Here is a 17,085-nt window from a genome sequence, read left to right on the forward strand (position 1 = left end):
AATGTTATACAAGGAATAAACAACGCTCCGCTTCTGAGTCTTCATAAACTAGTTTCAACCGATGAAAAACGTCTAGACCGTGACGGTTTAAAATCGGAACCATCGATAAAATACGCTCTTGAGGAGCATCCATCGGGAACAGTCGAGTCGAAAGATGAATCCGCCGGGCGTTCAATCGATATTGATTCCGTTTCGCTTCAGCACGCATCTCATCTGCCAACTGCTCGAGAACATGTTTCGACTTCGATTCGAATCGTCTTCCGTGCTTACTTGCTTCCTGACTGACCGCTTCCGTGAGCGTCCGAAATGCATACAACTTCGCTTCGAACGATTCATCATCAAATGGATAGTCCGGTAGTGGCTGTTTCATATATTCCTCTAAGGTCACGCTTTCTTGTCGTAATTTTTTTTCATCATTTCTCGACACGATCACGCCACCAAGACGTGGGAGGAGAAGCGGCATCTTCCATCCGAGTTCATGGAATAACGGACGTAGTTGCAACCAGTAAGCGATTTCGCCGGGACCACCGACGTACCCAAGTGTCGGAAACAAATATTCTTGCATGAGCGGGCGTGAGACCACATTGTTTGAAAAACGTTCCGGGTGCGCTTCTATTTCACTGAGCAACTCTGTCTCCGTGAATCGATGTCCACGTTTGGTCGTATACACCCCATCAATTTTTGTGAGCAACTCACGCGTGCCGTCATGATAAAACAGATGTGCCGCCTCTTTATTTAATTCTACTGACGGCATTCCTTCTTCATAGGAATGGGCGAGCGTATGCTGGAGCGCGTCTTGATGTTCGATGAGACGTCGGAACATCGGACGTTCGAGTGCACGGACGTCTTGAGTATGTGGATCAAATAACAAAAAATCAGTTCCTACGAATCGACGCATCATCCTACCAAAAAACTGAGCGAAAGAATGGCTCATTTGAATAAGGTCGATTAACTCATTGTACAAATCAGAGGTATACGGGGTCTCCGTCTCGTTCAATAGTAACTGCTGCGCCATTTGAACAAGCTCGAGTTTTAGACGATCGAACTCCAGTTCCCCTACGGAAGCTTTTCCTGCTAGCGGAATTGTGGACAAAGCATCTTTCTTTAAAGTTCTCGAAAACGTCTGGGTCGTGAAAACATGATTGATTTCAGCGAAGTCATGGTCCTCCGTCGCCATCCAAAAAATCGGAAGGACCGGCTTTCCTAGTTTTTTCTCTGCCTGCTTCGCCCGTTTGATGACTGCCAACAGTTTGTACACAGCAAACAAAGGTCCACCGAATACGCCAACCTGCTGTCCCGTCACCATGACGTATGCTTCTCGCTGTTCGAGTAGATCAAGGTTCGCTACTAGTCGATCCGATAGTTCCCCAAACTGCCGTTGCTGCTGTTTTAAAATATGGACAATCTCATGCAAATGTTCATAGGAGCGTCCCGTAATCTCCTGCGCACGTTTCTCGACCTCATCCATGCCTCGATAATCGAGCCAACGCCCGTACCCATGCTCCACTTGAATCATCGGAGATGTGGGTGTATATAGGGCATCAAATGCTTCTACTTTCACGAATAACAACTTCCTTTCAATCAATCAACGAATCATTTCTCGAGCCACACCGATTGCGAATAAAATCGCATGTGTCGGCACAAGGAGCAAAAAGAGCAAACGCCAGCCGTGGACAAACATCTTTGTAAACAATACTTCCTCGTATCGAATCCGTTGCCAGATTGCATTGATTGGAAAAATGGCACAACAAATAGCAAGGAATAAAAGAAACACTTCCGTCCCGACGATAGCCTCGAGTAAAACGCCACATGCATAAAACCATAGGAGAACTCCAGTATCACAGGCGAGTTTAAATGAGTTGATTGATTTCGGCATAATTTTTCTAAGTATCATATACACCATAAACCATAAGATGAGTGGAAATGAAACGATATACACTAACACGATGCGCTCGCTCCTATAATCAATTTATGTAGCAGTGGAATGACGGTGAGTGAATTCTGCGTCAGAGCGGCTTTTTCAATCACCGGCTTTAAAATTGCATCCACTTCTGTTGGCCTACCTTCTTCAATGTCTCGAAGCATCGAGGAACGGTTCTCCGCGGTGCTTGCGATGATTGACTCAATGTATGTGTATGGGACTTGTTGCGGAAACAACGGCGTCAACTCACGATAAATTGACTGCGCAATCTCACGATATGGAGAGTTAACGAGTGCTCCATTCGGGACACGACATAATGCTGTGATGGGATTGATGATGGCATTGGCGAATAGCTTTTCGATGACGACTTGTTCGATATCCTCTTCCCACACAAGCTGGAGCGGACTCTCTTTAATCTGAATCGGGGGAAGACCTGTCGAACTTCCGATTCGAATACGTCCGAGTCCTCGGTGTTCTATCCCGCCCCTTGATTTCGTCACACCGTGTTCGACGATTCCCAAATGAAAGCCTCGGCGTTTCGCATAGTCAAGATGTGCGATCCCATTTGAACAAATGAAGACCGGCACTTTTCCTGTCAGTCGCTCCGTAGCTCCCTCTACTTGATGGGCTTTTGTCGTGACAAAGAAGATGTCCTCGTCGGTCTCTTGTAACGTCTCGCTAGACTTGAGAGATACATGCGCTGATCCATTCGTCATACCTGTCCTCGTAATGGATAGCCGCTCGTCGGGTGATGATATGTTTCGTCCATAGACTGTCACCTCATAATCATCAGCAAGTAAGGATGCCATCAATAGTCCGACCGCTCCGTTTCCGATTATCCCGATACGTTTGATGGAGTTCATAGTTGCCCTCCTCCTATAAAAACTATTTTCGCACAAAAAGTTTACCACATCTTTTCGCTATGACCCAAAAATCGCAAACAAAAAAGAAGCGACCTGAAATCAGATCGCTTCTTCTCGCATTATTTGCTTGTTACTTCTTTACCGTTGTAATGTCCGCAAGATTTGCAAACACGGTGTGAAAGTTTCATTTCCCCACAGTTCGGGCACTCGTTCATACCAGGTACGTTGAGTTTGAAGTGAGTACGACGAAGACGTTTGCGAGTTTTCGACGTTCTACGGAATGGTACTGCCATCGTTGTCCACCTCCTTGAAAAGTTAACCTTCCTCGTTCTCTTTTTTCGAGAACAGGTCAGCCAGTCCCGCGAAGCGCGGGTCAATTTTTGGTTGGGTTTCGGGCTGATCGTCAGTGAGCGTCCAGCCTTCTCCTTCAACCTGAGTTTTGTCTGTTTCGTTCCCGTAAACTTGCATCGGGACGTCTAACATGATGAGCTCTTTTACAATCGGTACAAGACTGATCGTATTTCCTTCTGGCAAATTCACGTCATCGAATTGCTCCGTATAACGCCCATTCTCCAAAAAGAAAGGCTCGAGCGATTCAATATCGAATTCATAAGTGACATCTTCTAACGTTCGCGCATCTGGCAACGTCAGGTCACCTTGAATCTTCAGATTGAATGTAACTTGATTAGATGTGAACGATGCATCCCCGTGCACATGCACCGGGCGAATCGAACGGATATCCGGATGGAGCTGAGTCAGCTCTGGTAGTTCTACCATCTCATCGATTGTAAAACCGTCACCCTGGTTTCGGAGCTTAAGTAGCTGTGCAATAGACCATTTCATCCGAATCACCTCAATTGCAACAATATGAATTATAGATAGGCCAACTTGTTTTGTCAATGTTTTTTCTTTACACTAAAATCAGTTGACGACGGCGCTTTGCCAAAGCGTACTTACTCATCTTACACCAATCCATACGACAATGCAAAGGAGTAAATCATGCAAAAGACGGCCATTATTGCAGAGTACAACCCATTTCACAACGGTCACTATTACCAAGCGCAAACTGCACGTCAAGAAACAGGGGCTGATATCATGATTGCCATCATGAGTGCACAGTTCACTCAACGAGGAGAACCAGCCTCGTTCGATAAGTGGAAACGGGCAAAAGCGGCCGTCGAGAGCGGTGCCATCGACCTTGTCATCGAACTGCCGACCCAATATGGTGTGCAGCGCGCCGACCGTTTCGCCACAGCCGCTGTCTCAATCGCAGAACAACTCGGTTGCCAAACCTTATCGTTTGGGAGCGAGAGCGGGGATGTCGATGCTATTCTTCATGCAGCACGAGCAGACGTCGAAGAGATGCCGATATATAAAAAGGAACTCCGTCAAGCGCTACAAGCAGGTCATTCATCTGCACAAGCTTCGAGTCATGCGTTTCAGACCGTCTATCCTACATTTGATTTGACTCGCCCTAACAATATTTTGGCCTATCATTACGCCAAAGCGGCGAAGACGATTCAGTTGCACACGGTCAAACGACTAGGTGCGGATTATCACGATCCTTCATTGGCGGACGTCATGTCAGCGACAGGCATTCGGGCACATTACTTGGACTCTGGAGAAGTTCGTGCCGTGCCAAAAGCGACAGAAGCGATGTTTCGGACGCAATCGATGACCCATTGGGAATTGTATTGGCCAGTCTTGCAATATAAACTTCGAACACTTCCACTCACCACGCTAACTGAACTCGTAGGGATTGATGCATCTCTCGCACCGCGACTTATACGTGCAGGATTAGAGACGTCTTTCGACCAGGCCCTTACTGCCGTCTCGACCCGTCGTTACACGCGTACCGCGATTCAACGGGCGTTTGTGTCAGTTCTGCTTCATTGGTTAAAAGAGGAAGTCCCGACACTTTTTGACGATGTCCCATACGTGAGACCGCTCGCATTTAATGAAATTGGGCGACTTGCGCTACGAGATGTGAAACAAGACCTTCCAATCGTCAGTAAGTTCGATGCACGTCTCGACTTCGAAGCCCGTGTAACCGAAGCGTATCGACTCCCTCTTCAAAACGATGAGTTGATTGAACATCGCCAACGCCCTCAGTTCATTTTTTCTAAATAACGAATCGCATCTTCGGCCGTCTTCACAGGGACAACTTCGATGTCACTGTCGAGACGGTCTCGCGATTCAAGCGCTTCTTCATAGTTCGAACCAGATGGGACAAAAAAGACTTCCGCGCCTTCTTCATCGGCCGCGACGATCTTCTGCCACGCGCCCCCAATCGGTCCGACATTTCCTTCCTCATCGACCGTTCCCGTTCCGGCAATCCGTTTGCCATTCGCCAAATCACCCGGCGTCAATTGATCATAAATTTCAAGCGTGAACATCAATCCTGCGGAGGGTCCTCCGACATTCGTCAAGGACACATTCACTTCAGGGTTGGCTGTGATTTCCTGCACGGGAAGGGGCTCGTATATCCCGATTCCGACCCGATCGCCGCTCTGGTCAATCGGTTGAATGAGCGTTTTGACGATGCGCTCTTCCCCGTCTCTCTCAATCGTCAATCTCACTTCATCACCTGCATCAAATTCCATCACCCGCTTTAAAAAGTCTCCGCGTGTTGCAAAAGACATCCCGTCAATTGCGGTGATAACATCTCCGGGCTTTAATATATTGGCAGCGAGCGACCCTGGAATCGGTGCGGACACATAGATTCCATCAAAGTCGACTGTCACTTCCTTGCCAGCGAGTTTATAGGCATATTGAATCGCTGCTTGTTGCGACGAATCCATTAATAATTTCTGACGACGGTCGTAATCTGCTTCGCTTTCACCGTCATATAAATAGCGACTAGATAAATTTGCTTCCGTGAACGGTGTGATCCAACTTTCTACTAACCAAAAAGGTGTCGCGCGTCGTTGGGAGATCGTCACCATCATCAGTTCCCCTTCATCCTTTACGCCGCCTTGGACAGTCAGGAACTCTTCAATCGAGGTCGCTGCTCCAGGTGAGGAGATGTAGTAAGGGAGCGGGACGAAAAGAAAGAGCAGCACTGTAACAAGTAGACCGAGACCAATTTTTAACGATTTCATTGTCCCGAGCTCACTTGATATTTTTTCCGTAACGCCACTTCGACTTGCTCCGGTACGAGCTCACTGACCGACGCACCGTATTTCGCCACTTCTTTGACGATGGACGAGCTGAGGAACGAATATTGACTATTCGTCATCATGAATAACGTCTCTACGTTCTCATTCAACTTTTTGTTGATTGATGCGATTTGAAGCTCGTATTCAAAATCCGATACCGCACGAAGCCCACGGACAATCGTCGCCGCTTCCCGCTCTGCAGCATACTCGACAAGTAATCCACCGAACGCATCGGCCGACACGTTTGGAAGATGTGTCGTCACATCTCGTATAAGTCCTAATCGTTCTTCCACATCAAACAGTGGGGCCTTGCTTGAATTCTCAAGGACGGCGACAATGACCTCGTCAAAAATGGCCGCCGCTCGTTCAATTATATCTAGATGTCCGTTCGTGATGGGGTCAAAGCTGCCCGGACAAATCGCAATTCGTTTCATTCGTTTCACTCCTCAATCGATGCATACTCATAAAAACTGATGGTGATCACATCTGAGTATCGCTGTTCTTTAATTCGTTCAAATCGTCCCACTCGCTCCGGTAACGTCACGTCACTACCGTGTTCACAGACGATTACGCCGATATCGATCAACATGTCAGACTCATCGATTAGTTGTAAGAACGCAACGTGTTCTTCCGCATGATAGGGAGGGTCCATAAAGATGAGTTTGAAAGATTCCTGTTTCAGTTTGAGCTGCTCGAGCACAGCTTTGGCATCTTGACGATATACCTTCCCTTTCTCTTCATAATGGGTCGTCTGTAAATTCTCTTGAATCGTTTGGACGGCTTTCGGTTGACGGTCGACGAAAATGGCTTCGTCACAACCTCTCGATAATGCCTCGATTCCTAGTCCTCCGCTACCCGCGTAAAGGTCTAGCGCTTTCCCCCCGGAAAAATAAGGTCCGATGATGTTAAATAATGACTCTTTCACTTTGTCCGTCGTCGGCCGCGTAGCCGTGCCCGGGACCGCCTTCAATCGGGTCCCTTTTCGTTCTCCAGATATGACACGCATGTCTTTCCCTCCAGCAGAAAAGATGAAGGTGACGCCACCTTCATCTTTTTGATTATTTCAATTTTGTCTCGTACGTTTCTGAAACGAACGGACGCTCACTCCGAACGACCGCTTCCACGAATGGCAGAGCCTTCACTTGTTCGATTACGGTTTCATAACCTTCGAGGTCCGTGTAAAGAAAAGCATACTTCTCTCGTTTCGAGACAAAGTACAGGTTTGCATAACGTCTGAGTGCCTTCAATTGTTTCAAGGAATTCACATATACGACGATACCAATCCGTTCATTCAACTTAGACGGCGCATCCACAACTTCCGCCTCCTCCGCAACTGCCCCCTCCGGAACATCCACCTTCGTCAAAGAATGGGTTGCCGGTCGGGACTTTGATTTTAGGAGAGACTGAATGAGCCAATAGTTCACTCACTTCCCCTAACAACTTATCCAAGTTTCGTTCCGCTTTTTTGAACGCCGCAATTTCCGGCTGAACGTCGAGACGACGTTTGATGAGATGCATCTCTTTTTTTATGCGGTCATGATCCGGATGATGTTTCCCGAAACGTTGGACATATTCGTAATCTTCTTTCATCTTTAAAAACTCGCGCTCGATTTCCTTGGCTTCCTGCGATGTGCGCCGTGCCGCTTTCGTTTGAATATATGTTTGAAACGATTCGCTTGCTTCAATCAAATCGGTCAATTCTTCTGTTTGATCGAGCAGGGCAATCGTCTGTTCAGTGATTATCATACCCCTCACCCTTTCTGCCATGATTTTACCACAATTGTTTCCCTATGTAAGCAATCCACACTATAATTGAATGTGACCGCAAGGCGTTCAATGTAGAAAGGAAGTGAAGAGACGCACCATGTGCGTCTGTATATGAAAAAAGTTTCTTTTAATATGATTCGATCAGCCGGCATCAAGACGGATTATGCGAAACCCGAATATTATTTCGACCAACTCGACAAGGTACGCGCTGCCGACCTCGTCTTGTTCCCCGAGTATTGGATGGTCAATTCCATCATCTATGGGATGAACAAAGCCATTTTCCCGTCTCCTGCGACATATCACCTCGGTCACGACAAAATCGAGATGACGCGTGCATTTAAAGCGACGTATCCTCATCGCATTCCGAAGACGTTGATTTACGGAAAAAACCCATACACAATTGAACGCGTCTTGGAAGAGTTCCACTATCCGTTCGTCGCCAAAAAAGCCAAGTCCTCGATGGGTCAAGGCGTATGGTTGATTAAAAACGACCAGGACTGGTTAGAATACGTCGAGAAACATGATACGTTCTACGTACAAGAGTTTATTCCGAATGATCGTGACTTACGCGTTATCGTGATTGGAGAAGAAGTCGTCGGTGCCTACTGGCGTGTCAGTGAGGCCTTTTTAAACAACGTCGCCCAAGGAGCCAACTTTTCGTACGAAGACATCCCGGAAGACGTCGTCAAAGAAGTTCAAACGATTGCGAATACGTTATCCATCAATCACGCGGCGTTTGACGTCATCGTGACGGAAGACGGATTTTATATTTTGGAGTTCAACGTCTTTTTCGGTTCAGAAGGACTGCTTCCGCTCGGTGTAAAACTTCCCCAAAAAATCGAGGAATACTTAAATACACTTGGTTGATTAATCGTTCATCTTTTTTTCACAATTTGAACACACGTTATTCCAAGAACGTTTTTGAATATGGTATGATGACATATGAGGTTTATTCGAAAAGGGGGATTATGATGAAATTTGAGCAGTTCCACATCGAGGGAAAAGAAATCCGTTTTGGTTTGCTCGAGACGATCATGGATCATCATCATTTCATCCGTGAAGGTGCTTGGGACTACGAGCGTGCCACGTATGATATGAAATATGAGAAACAATCGACCGGCGAAACATTCTATCTTCGCTTACCTGTATACGCGATCGAAGGTCAAATCGAAGATCGTCACGCTGTCGTAAAAATGCTCACACCGATTTTAGGAAAGCATTATTACCCACACGGTGTTGAATACGATGAAGTCTTCCCAGAAGAAATCGTCCGCGACTGCGAACGTCGTCTAAAGGCACTCGCAGAAACACTAGAAGTCAAACCCCTTGCATAAGCGAAGGGGTTTTTCTTATGGTCTCTTATGATCTGAGATGAAAGTCGAACAAGGACTTTACGCCGACAGGTCCTCTGACTGGAGGATGGAACAACCTTTACTCTCATAATACACAATCATATCCTCAATCTTCTTCAAATCGTAACTCGAGATGCAATCTGATAGAACACTGACCTCATAGTCGGATTTCCGCAGATTGTAGCAAGTCGACTTCACACAAGCAGTAGCATCAGCACCAGTGATATAGAAGGTATCGATGCCATTTTGTTCAATAAACGTCGCAAACGCCTCGCTCGTCAAGGCGTTGCCCTTGTATTTCGTGAACACGTGGTCGGACATGATTTTCAAATCTGGTGCTAATTCCGCTCCTCGCGTCCCTGTTTTAAAAGTTCTAGTCCCTGCTGATAAATTTTCATGTCGGATATAGACGATATGTAACTTCTTTGCGACCGCCCAATCAATCGCTTTGTTAATGTTGTCGATGATTGCTTTATAATTTTTTGTGATGTCATTTTGAATATCAATGACGACCAACGCATGATTCTGCATGTTCCATCCTCCTCCAATATTAAAAAAACGAACCTTTGTTCGTCTTACTTCACATCATAACAAAATTCACTTCTGGAAGATATAGTCATGATCAACATAGCGTCTAGCATATAAAAAAGGGAGGCCCTTTACGGGTCCTCCCTTCGGTCATGTCGCTATGATGCTCAACGTCACATCGACCTGACCGAGTAATAAATCAAATTGGTCTCGGACATAGCGGTACAATCGCTCTGCCTCGACGAGTGATAATGGTGCAATGATTAGATAATCATAGTGGTCTTTCGAGCGAGAGACGACTTTCACTTCTTTCAAGCCAAATTCAATGGCGCTACAGGCAATCAAATCTTCAATCGCCCGTTCCGCGATCGTCACGTCTCCGTATGAATAGTCATTCCCAATCACAGCCATCGTATCATTCATGGTGATCACTCCTTTTCATTCGCGAGCACTTTCACGTCCTCCATGATAGATTCGATATCGACCGGGTCATCCCCTGCCGTTGCCATCTGAGCGACAGCACGTACATCATGGTGACGGTCGATGACGTACATCGTCGTCGCGTGCGTCACGAGTCCACTGTTCGCCTTGGAATAATAAAATTGAAGTTGACGCGTGATGCGGTCGATGTCGACCTGGTCTCCCGTCAACATCTTCCATCCCGTCGGCTCCGCTTGGAACGCCTCACCATAGTTTTTAAGTACGGGCACGGTATCCACGTCCGGGTCGACCGTGATGGCGACGAGTTCTACGTCTGAGCCGTATAAGTTCTCATCTTTTAATTCTTTTTCGAGCTTCATGAAATCACGTAACGTGAGCGGACAAATATCTGGACAGTTCGTGTAAAAGAACGTCACGATTTTCACTTTTCCATTATCGGAATTGTACGTCTCTTCATTTAATGCGTTCGTCAATGTGAACGGGGTTGGCTCTTGAATGACGGGTAGGTCGTCTTGATTGAAGAAAACAAAATACACGGCTACTCCGATGACAACAAGCGTCAAGACGGTCAAACCGACCGTCATATAGCTATTCCGTTTCATACAGCTCTCCCTCTCTATAAATCATCCTCCGATTATCGCGCGGAATACGTTCGTCGTTTCACCAGGGTCATATGCCACATAGAGAAGAATGTAAACCGTCACACCCGTAATAGCCGTAAAGAACCAGACGACTGAAGCTTTTGGTCCAATCTTACGGTGTTTCTCGATTTTATTTTTATAACCGAGATAGAGCGTGATCAATCCGAGGACACCACCTGTTGTCGCGAGAAGGATATGGAAAATCATAAACCCGAGATAGAACGGTTTCACTGAATCCGGTCCTCCGAATGCCGTGTTTCCGACAAAAATGGTACGCGAGACGTACAGGATGAAGAACGTCGTCGCTGCAATCCCGGCAGCCGTCATCACCTTTTTATGTTTTTCAATGTTGCTGCGGTCTTTTGCGATAATCACCCATCCGATGGCGACTAGAATCGCACTGATGACGATGAATGACACACTAATTAAGGCAAGATAGTTCATCAACGTTTCCCCTTTTGTTCTGTTTAATTTTTCTCATTTGTTTCTTGCGGAGTGAATGACATGCCTTCATCGAGAGCAAGAGATTTCGTCCGACGCACCCAGCCGAAGAACGTCCAGCCGAAGAAGAAACCATACACGATTTCTTGACCGAGTTTCATGAGAACCCCACCGAAACGTTGGTCTTCGAGCGCGCTATTCGTCGCTCCCATTAACGCCTCTAAATCGATTCCGGACACGTCACCGTTCGGTAGACAGTATCCAAGGACCGTCGCAAACGTCTGCGGATCCGTATACGCATTATAAAGCGTCGTTTGACTAAAGATGATGAGCGCACAGGCCGGTGTCAACAAGACCCCGTTGGCGATAATATATACCATTCGTTTCAAATCGGACATTCCTTCCTCTTCGTCTGAGACGAGCGGAACGATGACCGGATACCACATCGTCAAACTAAAGACGACTAGTGCACCGTGGAAGATCCGGTGAACGCCATAGTTCGTCAAGACGTAGTCGAATACGACCGGCATATGGTAAATCGAGAACAATGCGTTGAATAAAATGAGCGCAATCAGTGGCGTCGTTAAAAACTTAAACATCGGTCCAATAAACTTGAAGCTAAGTACTTTTTCAAACACCCAGTACGGCAGACCGTAAACGACGAGTGCCGGTGCCAAAATGTAGACGAGCACCATCTGGAACATATGCACCGATAAAATGATATGTGCCATGACATCGATTGGACTTCCAAAACCGATGTAATACAAGACAATGGCAAACAACATACTAAACTTTTGTAACAACGTGGTCGAGGCATATCCTCGCTTCGCCATTCTCTCTGTCACGACGGCGTATAATACATAAATCCCGACCATGAGCAATCCGAACAGCGGACTCCATAACGTGAGCCAATCAAATTGATTGAGCAGCTCCGACGTATTCCAGAGCATCCGTTCACCCCTTTTCTTTCTCTCCCTAACCTTTGAAACCGTTCACTTCAAGATTACTATTCATTCATTTTTGAAGTAAAGGAAAAAGGACCGAATCATCCGTGTTTCCACAGATGTTCAATCCTTTGTCACAATTACCAAATGAGTAAGCGTAGTGCAGCTACCGTGATGATAGCAATAAAGATGCCTAACCACATCATACCGACGATCCATGTGTTCCCACGGTTATTCATATACATGAAGATATATAACTGTAGAAAGACTTGAATGACTGCCAAGATGATCAAGAAGCCACCTGCTGCCCAAACTGGCATGAGTTCCGCATAAACGGCACCGAATGCCACGAACGTGAGTAAAATCATCATCGCAAAACTAATCAATTGAAGCTGATACTCACGCTTTGATTCTGCTTTTACTTCTAGCTCTAATTGTTTGTGTGATTCGTTCATAGCTCGTTTTTCCATATTAGTTCACCATCCCTAAGAGGTAGACGATTGAGAAGATGAAGACCCAAACAACATCGATGAAGTGCCAGTATAGACTTGATACATAAAACTTTGGTGCGTTGTATACATCAATCGGACGGTTCCAGTTACGAATCAAGAGCGTCGTAATCCAAAGGAGACCGAACGTGACGTGCGCTCCGTGGAAGCCGACTAACGTGTAGAAGGCTGAACCGAATGCGCTCGACGTGAACGTGTGACCAATGTGGTAGTAGTGAATGAACTCGTAAATCTCCGCACCAAGGAATCCAGCACCAAGAAGGAGTGTCACAATCAACCAAAGCTTCATCCGTCCTGGATTGTTTGCTTTCATGTTCATCATCGCAAGGACACTTGTGAGTGAACTTGTGAGGAGGAGCATCGTCATGATGAAGACGAGCTCCATTTCAAAGATATTATACGAGCGTAATTCCTCTGGCGCACCAGAGTTCAAGAGACCAACGTATGTTCCAAAGAGCGAGGCGAAGAGGACTGTCTCACCACCAAGGAAGAACCAGAAAGCCACATATTTATTTTTCCCTTCCAGCGTTGCTTTCTCTGGATTGGCCGGGATACCGGTCACTGGGTGTTTTTCAACTGTATGTGCCATTTATTGTTCTCCTTTCTCACGAATCGCTTTCAAGTCTGCTTCGACTTGTGACTTCGGAATGTAGTAGCCGTGATCGTCAATCCAAGAACGTAGGAACATCGAGACGAACGTCATCGCTAATCCAAATCCGATCAATGACCAGCCGACAACTGTGTTATCCATCTGGAAGATGGCACCGAGTCCTGCGATGAAGAGGCCGAGTGACATGAAGAACGGAATGAGCGAGTTGTTCGGCATGTGGATGTCCGAAACTTCTTCAGCGACTGATACGCGTTTGTTACCAGCCATTTTCTCGAGCCAGAACGTATCAAGTCCTTTGACGAGTGGTGTTTGTGCAAAGTTGTACTCTGGAGTCGGGACAGGAAGTGTCCACTCAAGCGTACGTCCGTCTTCCCAGTGGTCTGGTTTGACGCGTTCTTTAGACAAGAAGGCTTTCACAACTGCGATGAGCAAGATAATCGTTGACACACCCATGAAGAATGCTCCGATTGTCGAGAGTAGGTTGAGCGTATCCCAACCTTGACCACCGAGGTATGTGAAGACTCGACGTGGCATACCGAACAATCCGAGGAAGTGTTGCGGGAAGAACGTCAAGTGGAATCCGATAAAGAACAACCAGAACTGCCAGTATCCAAGCTTTTCAGAAAGGGCTTTTCCGAACATGAGCGGGAACCAGTAGTAAAGTCCTGCGAAGAGACCGTATACAACCCCACCTACGATAACGTAGTGGAAGTGAGCGACAACGAAGTAGCTGTCGTGGTATTGATAGTCAGCCGGTGCGACTGAAAGCATAACTCCTGTCATCCCACCTACGAGGAATGAAGGAATGAACGCGACTGAGTAAAGCATGGCGACGTTGAATTTAATTTGACCGCCCCATAGCGTGAAGAGCCAGTTAAAGATTTTAACACCGGTCGGTACGGCGATGGCCATTGTCGCAACAGCGAAAATCGAGTTGGCGACTGGACCGAGACCGACTGTGAACATGTGGTGAACCCAAACCATGAATCCAAGGAAACCGATGAGCATTGTTGCGAAGACCATCGTCGTGTAACCGAAGAGGCGTTTACGCGCAAATGTCGGAATGATTTCCGAGAAAATACCGAATGCCGGCAAAATCAAAATGTATACTTCCGGGTGACCGAAGATCCAGAAAAGGTGTTCCCAGATGACTACGTTCCCGCCAAGTGCCGGGTCAAAATAGGCAGCTCCGAAGAGTCGCTCGAACATCAACATGAACAATCCGACCGTAAGTGGTGGGAATGCGAAGACGATCAATGCCGATGCAACGAAAGTCGTCCATGTGAAGAGTGGCATGCGCATGAGTTTCATTCCTGGCGCACGCATGTTCAAGATTGTGACGAGGAAGTTAATCCCGGCCATCAATGAACCGAAACCTGAAATCTGAAGACCGAGGGCGTAGAAGTCTACCCCTGTCGCTTCCGGTTGTGTTGAGAGCGGCGCATAAGCCGTCCAACCTGCGTTTGGTGCTGCTCCGAAGAACCAGCTCAAGTTAAGCATGACTCCACCGAAGAAGAATAACCAAAATCCTAATGAGTTAATGAATGGGAACGCAACGTCGCGTGCCCCGATTTGAAGCGGTGTGACCGCGTTCATGAAGCCGAATAGCATCGGCATCGCCGCTAGGAAGATCATCGTCGTCCCGTGCATCGTAATCAATTGGTTAAATGTCTCACCGCTGACAAAGTCGTTCATTGGTTTAACGAGTTGCCAACGAATCAGTAATGCTTCAATTCCACCGAGAAGGAGGAAGAAGATTCCTGAAAACAAATACAAAATACCGATTTTTTTGTGGTCAACCGTCGTAATCCAATCCATGATGCCATTGTATTTACGCGATTGCTGCATTGCAGTGGTCTGTGCCACGTGAAATCCCCCTTTTCCCGTTAGTCAATCTTCTGCTCATACAAGAAGTCAACGAGTGCGTCTAATTCTTCGTTGCTGATTTGACCTTCATTGAAACCTGGCATGAGAGCCCCTTGTTTCTTCTCTTGCGGGTCACGAATCCACTCTTTCAAGTTGTCCTCGTTGTTTTCGAGGTAACCTGCGAGCCATTCCCGATCACCGAAGTTCGTTAAACTTGGTGCCACTTTACCGCCGCCGTGACAGCTCAAGCAACTTTCGACATACACTTGTTCACCTGTCGTCAAGTTCGTGTTGTCTGCGACGAGGTTCTCACCGTTATCGTCTTGCTTGGCTTTCATGTCAGCGAGCCATTGATCGTATTCTTCTTGCTCGAGCGCGATGACTTTAAAGTCCATAAGGGCATGTGACGGACCGCAAAGCTCAGCACATTTTCCATAGTAAGTACCTGGTTCATTTGCATGCAACCACATTTCGTTATCAAGTCCTGGGTTCGTATCTGTCTTACCAGATAAGGCCGGTACCCAGAATGAGTGAATGACATCTTTAGACGTCAAGTTGATGCCGACTCGTTTTCCGACTGGAATGACGAGCTCTTGCCCTGTCACTACACCTGCTTCTGGATATTCGAACTCCCACCAGTACAAGTTAGCTGTAACATTGATTTCTTCTTCTTTTTTCGCTTCTTTCGCTTTCGCGAGTTCGACAGTCGTCGTGATTGTCGGAACAGCGAGAATGATGAGAAGGATAATCGGAACGACTGTCCAAATCATCTCAAGTGTACTGCTACCTTCAACTTGCTTCGGAATCGATTCGTCTTTCCGACGGAACTTCATGAGCACGTACACGTAAATGACCGAGACGATGATGAGTACGAAGAGCATGATCGCCAAACTGATGAGAATGATGCGGAGCTGAAGCTCAGCCCCTTCTCCCATCGGCTTCAATGCAGACAATCCCTCTTGACCGCAACCTGACAACAGGACTGCGAACATCATCATCGGGACGATGCCAAACAGAAGCTTCTTAAATGATTTCACAACAATCCCCACTTTCTCCCAAAATGATGTGTAATGGTTTTCTATATAGTGAGTGCGGTTACGCCATTGCTGCTGTTAAAATCAGCGCGATAATCCACACGACTAAATAAATTAATGAATAGAAGAACATTTTGTTTGCCCACTTGATTTCATCCTCGGCGTTGAATCCTTTCAACCCGAGATACAACCAGTAGCCCCCTAAACCGGCTGCGACTGTCAAGTAAACAAGACCGTAATGCATAAATAAGAGCGATGCTGGAATTAGCGTCGCAATCCACCAGATGATTTGCCGTTTCGTGATGGCAAATCCGTTCACGACCGGAAGCATCGGAATGCCTGCCGCTCGATACTCTTCCGTCCGTCGCATGGCGAGCGCTAGGAAGTGCGGTGGTTGCCATAAAAACATGACAAGGAACATGAGCCACGCATCGATATGAAGTGTCGGATCAAGCGCTGCCCAACCGATGAGCGGTGGAACGGCTCCCGAAATACTCCCGACGACCGTATTGAGCGTACTCGTACGCTTAAGCCACATCGTATAAATCACGACATAAAAAAATGCCCCGATTAAACCGAATACTGCAGCGACGTACGATACAAGGAGCAATAACAGTGTTCCAATCGCAAGTTGTGTCAATCCGAGGAGTAAGATTTTCTCCCCTGAAATCTTGCCGGTTACACTCGGTCGATTGTCCGTACGATCCATTAAGTAATCGATATCTCGGTCCACGAAGTTGTTTAGGTAACAACTCCCCGAAATCACGAGTGCGCTTCCTAACATCGTTAATAAGAGCTGTGGCCAAACTTCAAACAAGTAAAGTACTGGCGTATCGCTCTGATACGTCGCTGCCACGAAGAATCCCGCAAACACCAACAACAGGTTGGCACGAACGATTCCCATTTTCGCTAAGGCGACGTAATCTCGAAATGACGTTGACTCTGTATATTCTAACTCTACCGTCATTCCTGGGTTGACTTTTGTCATACTGACCCCCCCACATAATCAC

General features: G+C 46.8%; 23 protein-coding genes. 3 read left to right on the plus strand and 20 right to left on the minus strand.

Annotated features, from left to right (window positions below):
- Nucleotides 1–4 precede the first annotated feature (4 nt).
- The 5 genes from bshC to P400_RS0111445 form a co-directional block, all read right to left on the minus strand.
- A complete protein-coding gene (gene bshC / locus P400_RS0111430; protein WP_026826329.1) occupies nucleotides 5–1,561 on the minus strand; it encodes a bacillithiol biosynthesis cysteine-adding enzyme BshC in 1,557 nt (518 codons plus the stop codon).
- Nucleotides 1,562–1,585: 24 nt separating this feature from the next.
- Complete coding sequence (locus tag P400_RS0111435; RefSeq protein WP_026826330.1) at nucleotides 1,586–1,945, minus strand: DUF3397 domain-containing protein; 360 nt, start codon at nucleotides 1,943–1,945, stop codon at nucleotides 1,586–1,588.
- Nucleotides 1,939–2,784, minus strand: coding sequence for a ketopantoate reductase C-terminal domain-containing protein (locus P400_RS0111440; protein WP_026826331.1), 846 nt, complete (start codon nucleotides 2,782–2,784; stop codon nucleotides 1,939–1,941). The genes P400_RS0111435 and P400_RS0111440 overlap by 7 nt, the downstream gene beginning before the upstream one ends.
- 119 nt (nucleotides 2,785–2,903) lie before the next feature.
- Nucleotides 2,904–3,077, minus strand: a complete 174-nt coding sequence (rpmF, locus tag P400_RS15560) for a 50S ribosomal protein L32 (RefSeq protein ID WP_015881300.1) — start codon at nucleotides 3,075–3,077, stop codon at nucleotides 2,904–2,906.
- A 22-nt stretch (nucleotides 3,078–3,099) separates the two neighbouring features.
- Complete coding sequence (locus P400_RS0111445; protein WP_026826332.1) at nucleotides 3,100–3,627, minus strand: YceD family protein; 528 nt, start codon at nucleotides 3,625–3,627, stop codon at nucleotides 3,100–3,102.
- 156 nt (nucleotides 3,628–3,783) lie between these two features.
- Here P400_RS0111445 and P400_RS0111450 point away from each other — a divergent pair, with 156 nt between their 5' ends.
- Nucleotides 3,784–4,914: a tRNA(Met) cytidine acetate ligase gene (locus tag P400_RS0111450; protein WP_026826333.1), complete on the plus strand. Its 1,131-nt coding sequence runs from the start codon at nucleotides 3,784–3,786 to the stop codon at nucleotides 4,912–4,914.
- On the opposite strand, the gene P400_RS0111455 is transcribed toward P400_RS0111450, so the two are convergent.
- From P400_RS0111455 to P400_RS0111475, 5 genes are read right to left on the minus strand one after another with little or no spacing between them, the layout of a single operon-like run.
- Nucleotides 4,893–5,885 (minus strand): SepM family pheromone-processing serine protease, encoded by a 993-nt coding sequence (locus P400_RS0111455; protein ID WP_026826334.1) that lies wholly within the window; start codon nucleotides 5,883–5,885, stop codon nucleotides 4,893–4,895. The genes P400_RS0111450 and P400_RS0111455 overlap by 22 nt on opposite strands.
- Nucleotides 5,882–6,376, minus strand: a complete 495-nt coding sequence (coaD, locus tag P400_RS0111460) for a pantetheine-phosphate adenylyltransferase (RefSeq protein WP_026826335.1) — start codon at nucleotides 6,374–6,376, stop codon at nucleotides 5,882–5,884. Before coaD ends, P400_RS0111455 begins: the two co-directional genes overlap by 4 nt.
- Before the next feature lie 5 nt (nucleotides 6,377–6,381).
- Nucleotides 6,382–6,948: a 16S rRNA (guanine(966)-N(2))-methyltransferase RsmD gene (rsmD, locus tag P400_RS0111465; RefSeq protein ID WP_026826336.1), complete on the minus strand. Its 567-nt coding sequence runs from the start codon at nucleotides 6,946–6,948 to the stop codon at nucleotides 6,382–6,384.
- A gap of 52 nt (nucleotides 6,949–7,000) precedes the next feature.
- Nucleotides 7,001–7,255, minus strand: a complete 255-nt coding sequence (locus P400_RS0111470; protein ID WP_235181850.1) for a YlbG family protein — start codon at nucleotides 7,253–7,255, stop codon at nucleotides 7,001–7,003.
- On the minus strand, nucleotides 7,239–7,688 hold the full coding sequence (locus tag P400_RS0111475; protein ID WP_026826338.1) for a YlbF family regulator: 450 nt from the start codon (nucleotides 7,686–7,688) through the stop codon (nucleotides 7,239–7,241). Before P400_RS0111475 ends, P400_RS0111470 begins: the two co-directional genes overlap by 17 nt.
- 132 nt (nucleotides 7,689–7,820) lie before the next feature.
- On the opposite strand from P400_RS0111475, the gene P400_RS0111480 reads away from it, so the two are divergent.
- Together P400_RS0111480 and P400_RS0111485 are read left to right on the plus strand one after the other, a co-directional pair.
- Complete coding sequence (locus P400_RS0111480) at nucleotides 7,821–8,576, plus strand: ATP-grasp domain-containing protein (protein WP_026826339.1); 756 nt, start codon at nucleotides 7,821–7,823, stop codon at nucleotides 8,574–8,576.
- Between the two features lie 104 nt (nucleotides 8,577–8,680).
- Nucleotides 8,681–9,043, plus strand: a complete 363-nt coding sequence (locus P400_RS0111485; protein ID WP_015881291.1) for a YugN family protein — start codon at nucleotides 8,681–8,683, stop codon at nucleotides 9,041–9,043.
- Nucleotides 9,044–9,100: 57 nt separating this feature from the next.
- Here the strand turns inward: P400_RS0111485 and P400_RS0111490 are convergent, their stop codons facing one another.
- The 10 genes from P400_RS0111490 to cyoE all read right to left on the minus strand — a co-directional run bounded on the left by P400_RS0111490 (nucleotide 9,101) and on the right by cyoE (nucleotide 17,063).
- The gene (locus P400_RS0111490; protein WP_026826340.1) at nucleotides 9,101–9,592 is read right to left on the minus strand and encodes a cysteine hydrolase family protein; all 492 of its coding nucleotides are present in this window, start codon (nucleotides 9,590–9,592) and stop codon (nucleotides 9,101–9,103) included.
- A 147-nt stretch (nucleotides 9,593–9,739) separates the two neighbouring features.
- Nucleotides 9,740–10,012: a hypothetical protein gene (locus P400_RS0111495; RefSeq protein ID WP_026826341.1), complete on the minus strand. Its 273-nt coding sequence runs from the start codon at nucleotides 10,010–10,012 to the stop codon at nucleotides 9,740–9,742.
- Between the two features lie 5 nt (nucleotides 10,013–10,017).
- Nucleotides 10,018–10,632 carry an SCO family protein gene (locus P400_RS0111500; RefSeq protein WP_026826342.1) on the minus strand — a complete coding sequence of 205 codons (615 nt, stop codon included), beginning with the start codon at nucleotides 10,630–10,632 and terminating at the stop codon, nucleotides 10,018–10,020.
- A gap of 21 nt (nucleotides 10,633–10,653) precedes the next feature.
- The gene (locus P400_RS0111505) at nucleotides 10,654–11,115 is read right to left on the minus strand and encodes a DUF420 domain-containing protein (protein WP_026826343.1); all 462 of its coding nucleotides are present in this window, start codon (nucleotides 11,113–11,115) and stop codon (nucleotides 10,654–10,656) included.
- A 23-nt stretch (nucleotides 11,116–11,138) separates the two neighbouring features.
- A complete protein-coding gene (locus P400_RS0111510) occupies nucleotides 11,139–12,062 on the minus strand; it encodes a cytochrome c oxidase assembly protein (protein WP_026826344.1) in 924 nt (307 codons plus the stop codon).
- Between the two features lie 134 nt (nucleotides 12,063–12,196).
- Complete coding sequence (locus tag P400_RS0111515) at nucleotides 12,197–12,526, minus strand: cytochrome C oxidase subunit IV family protein (protein ID WP_026826345.1); 330 nt, start codon at nucleotides 12,524–12,526, stop codon at nucleotides 12,197–12,199.
- Between the two features lies 1 nt (nucleotide 12,527).
- Nucleotides 12,528–13,154: a cytochrome (ubi)quinol oxidase subunit III gene (locus tag P400_RS0111520; protein WP_034771133.1), complete on the minus strand. Its 627-nt coding sequence runs from the start codon at nucleotides 13,152–13,154 to the stop codon at nucleotides 12,528–12,530.
- Nucleotides 13,155–15,023: a cytochrome c oxidase subunit I gene (ctaD, locus tag P400_RS0111525; protein WP_026826347.1), complete on the minus strand. Its 1,869-nt coding sequence runs from the start codon at nucleotides 15,021–15,023 to the stop codon at nucleotides 13,155–13,157.
- 38 nt (nucleotides 15,024–15,061) lie between these two features.
- Nucleotides 15,062–16,039, minus strand: a complete 978-nt coding sequence (coxB, locus tag P400_RS0111530) for a cytochrome c oxidase subunit II (protein ID WP_034771494.1) — start codon at nucleotides 16,037–16,039, stop codon at nucleotides 15,062–15,064.
- Between the two features lie 97 nt (nucleotides 16,040–16,136).
- On the minus strand, nucleotides 16,137–17,063 hold the full coding sequence (cyoE, locus tag P400_RS0111535) for a heme o synthase (RefSeq protein WP_026826349.1): 927 nt from the start codon (nucleotides 17,061–17,063) through the stop codon (nucleotides 16,137–16,139).
- Nucleotides 17,064–17,085: the final 22 nt, after the last annotated feature.

Origin of the sequence: Exiguobacterium marinum DSM 16307 (genome assembly GCF_000620845.1) — a bacterium.
Taxonomy (GTDB): Bacteria; Bacillota; Bacilli; order Exiguobacteriales; family Exiguobacteriaceae; genus Exiguobacterium; species Exiguobacterium marinum.

Coding starts and splice junctions, on each gene's coding strand:
- P400_RS0111440 (WP_026826331.1), bottom strand. CDS start 2,784: ATGAACTCCATCAAACGTATCGGGATAATCGGAAACGGAGCGGTCGGA.
- rpmF (WP_015881300.1), bottom strand. CDS start 3,077: ATGGCAGTACCATTCCGTAGAACGTCGAAAACTCGCAAACGTCTTCGT.
- P400_RS0111445 (WP_026826332.1), bottom strand. CDS start 3,627: ATGAAATGGTCTATTGCACAGCTACTTAAGCTCCGAAACCAGGGTGAC.
- P400_RS0111450 (WP_026826333.1), top strand. CDS start 3,784: ATGCAAAAGACGGCCATTATTGCAGAGTACAACCCATTTCACAACGGT.
- P400_RS0111455 (WP_026826334.1), bottom strand. CDS start 5,885: ATGAAATCGTTAAAAATTGGTCTCGGTCTACTTGTTACAGTGCTGCTC.
- coaD (WP_026826335.1), bottom strand. CDS start 6,376: ATGAAACGAATTGCGATTTGTCCGGGCAGCTTTGACCCCATCACGAAC.
- rsmD (WP_026826336.1), bottom strand. CDS start 6,948: ATGCGTGTCATATCTGGAGAACGAAAAGGGACCCGATTGAAGGCGGTC.
- P400_RS0111475 (WP_026826338.1), bottom strand. CDS start 7,688: ATGATAATCACTGAACAGACGATTGCCCTGCTCGATCAAACAGAAGAA.
- P400_RS0111480 (WP_026826339.1), top strand. CDS start 7,821: ATGAAAAAAGTTTCTTTTAATATGATTCGATCAGCCGGCATCAAGACG.
- P400_RS0111485 (WP_015881291.1), top strand. CDS start 8,681: ATGAAATTTGAGCAGTTCCACATCGAGGGAAAAGAAATCCGTTTTGGT.
- P400_RS0111490 (WP_026826340.1), bottom strand. CDS start 9,592: ATGCAGAATCATGCGTTGGTCGTCATTGATATTCAAAATGACATCACA.
- P400_RS0111495 (WP_026826341.1), bottom strand. CDS start 10,012: ATGAATGATACGATGGCTGTGATTGGGAATGACTATTCATACGGAGAC.
- P400_RS0111500 (WP_026826342.1), bottom strand. CDS start 10,632: ATGAAACGGAATAGCTATATGACGGTCGGTTTGACCGTCTTGACGCTT.
- P400_RS0111505 (WP_026826343.1), bottom strand. CDS start 11,115: ATGAACTATCTTGCCTTAATTAGTGTGTCATTCATCGTCATCAGTGCG.
- P400_RS0111510 (WP_026826344.1), bottom strand. CDS start 12,062: ATGCTCTGGAATACGTCGGAGCTGCTCAATCAATTTGATTGGCTCACG.
- P400_RS0111515 (WP_026826345.1), bottom strand. CDS start 12,526: ATGGAAAAACGAGCTATGAACGAATCACACAAACAATTAGAGCTAGAA.
- P400_RS0111520 (WP_034771133.1), bottom strand. CDS start 13,154: ATGGCACATACAGTTGAAAAACACCCAGTGACCGGTATCCCGGCCAAT.
- ctaD (WP_026826347.1), bottom strand. CDS start 15,023: ATGCAGCAATCGCGTAAATACAATGGCATCATGGATTGGATTACGACG.
- coxB (WP_034771494.1), bottom strand. CDS start 16,039: ATGATGATGTTCGCAGTCCTGTTGTCAGGTTGCGGTCAAGAGGGATTG.
- cyoE (WP_026826349.1), bottom strand. CDS start 17,063: ATGACAAAAGTCAACCCAGGAATGACGGTAGAGTTAGAATATACAGAG.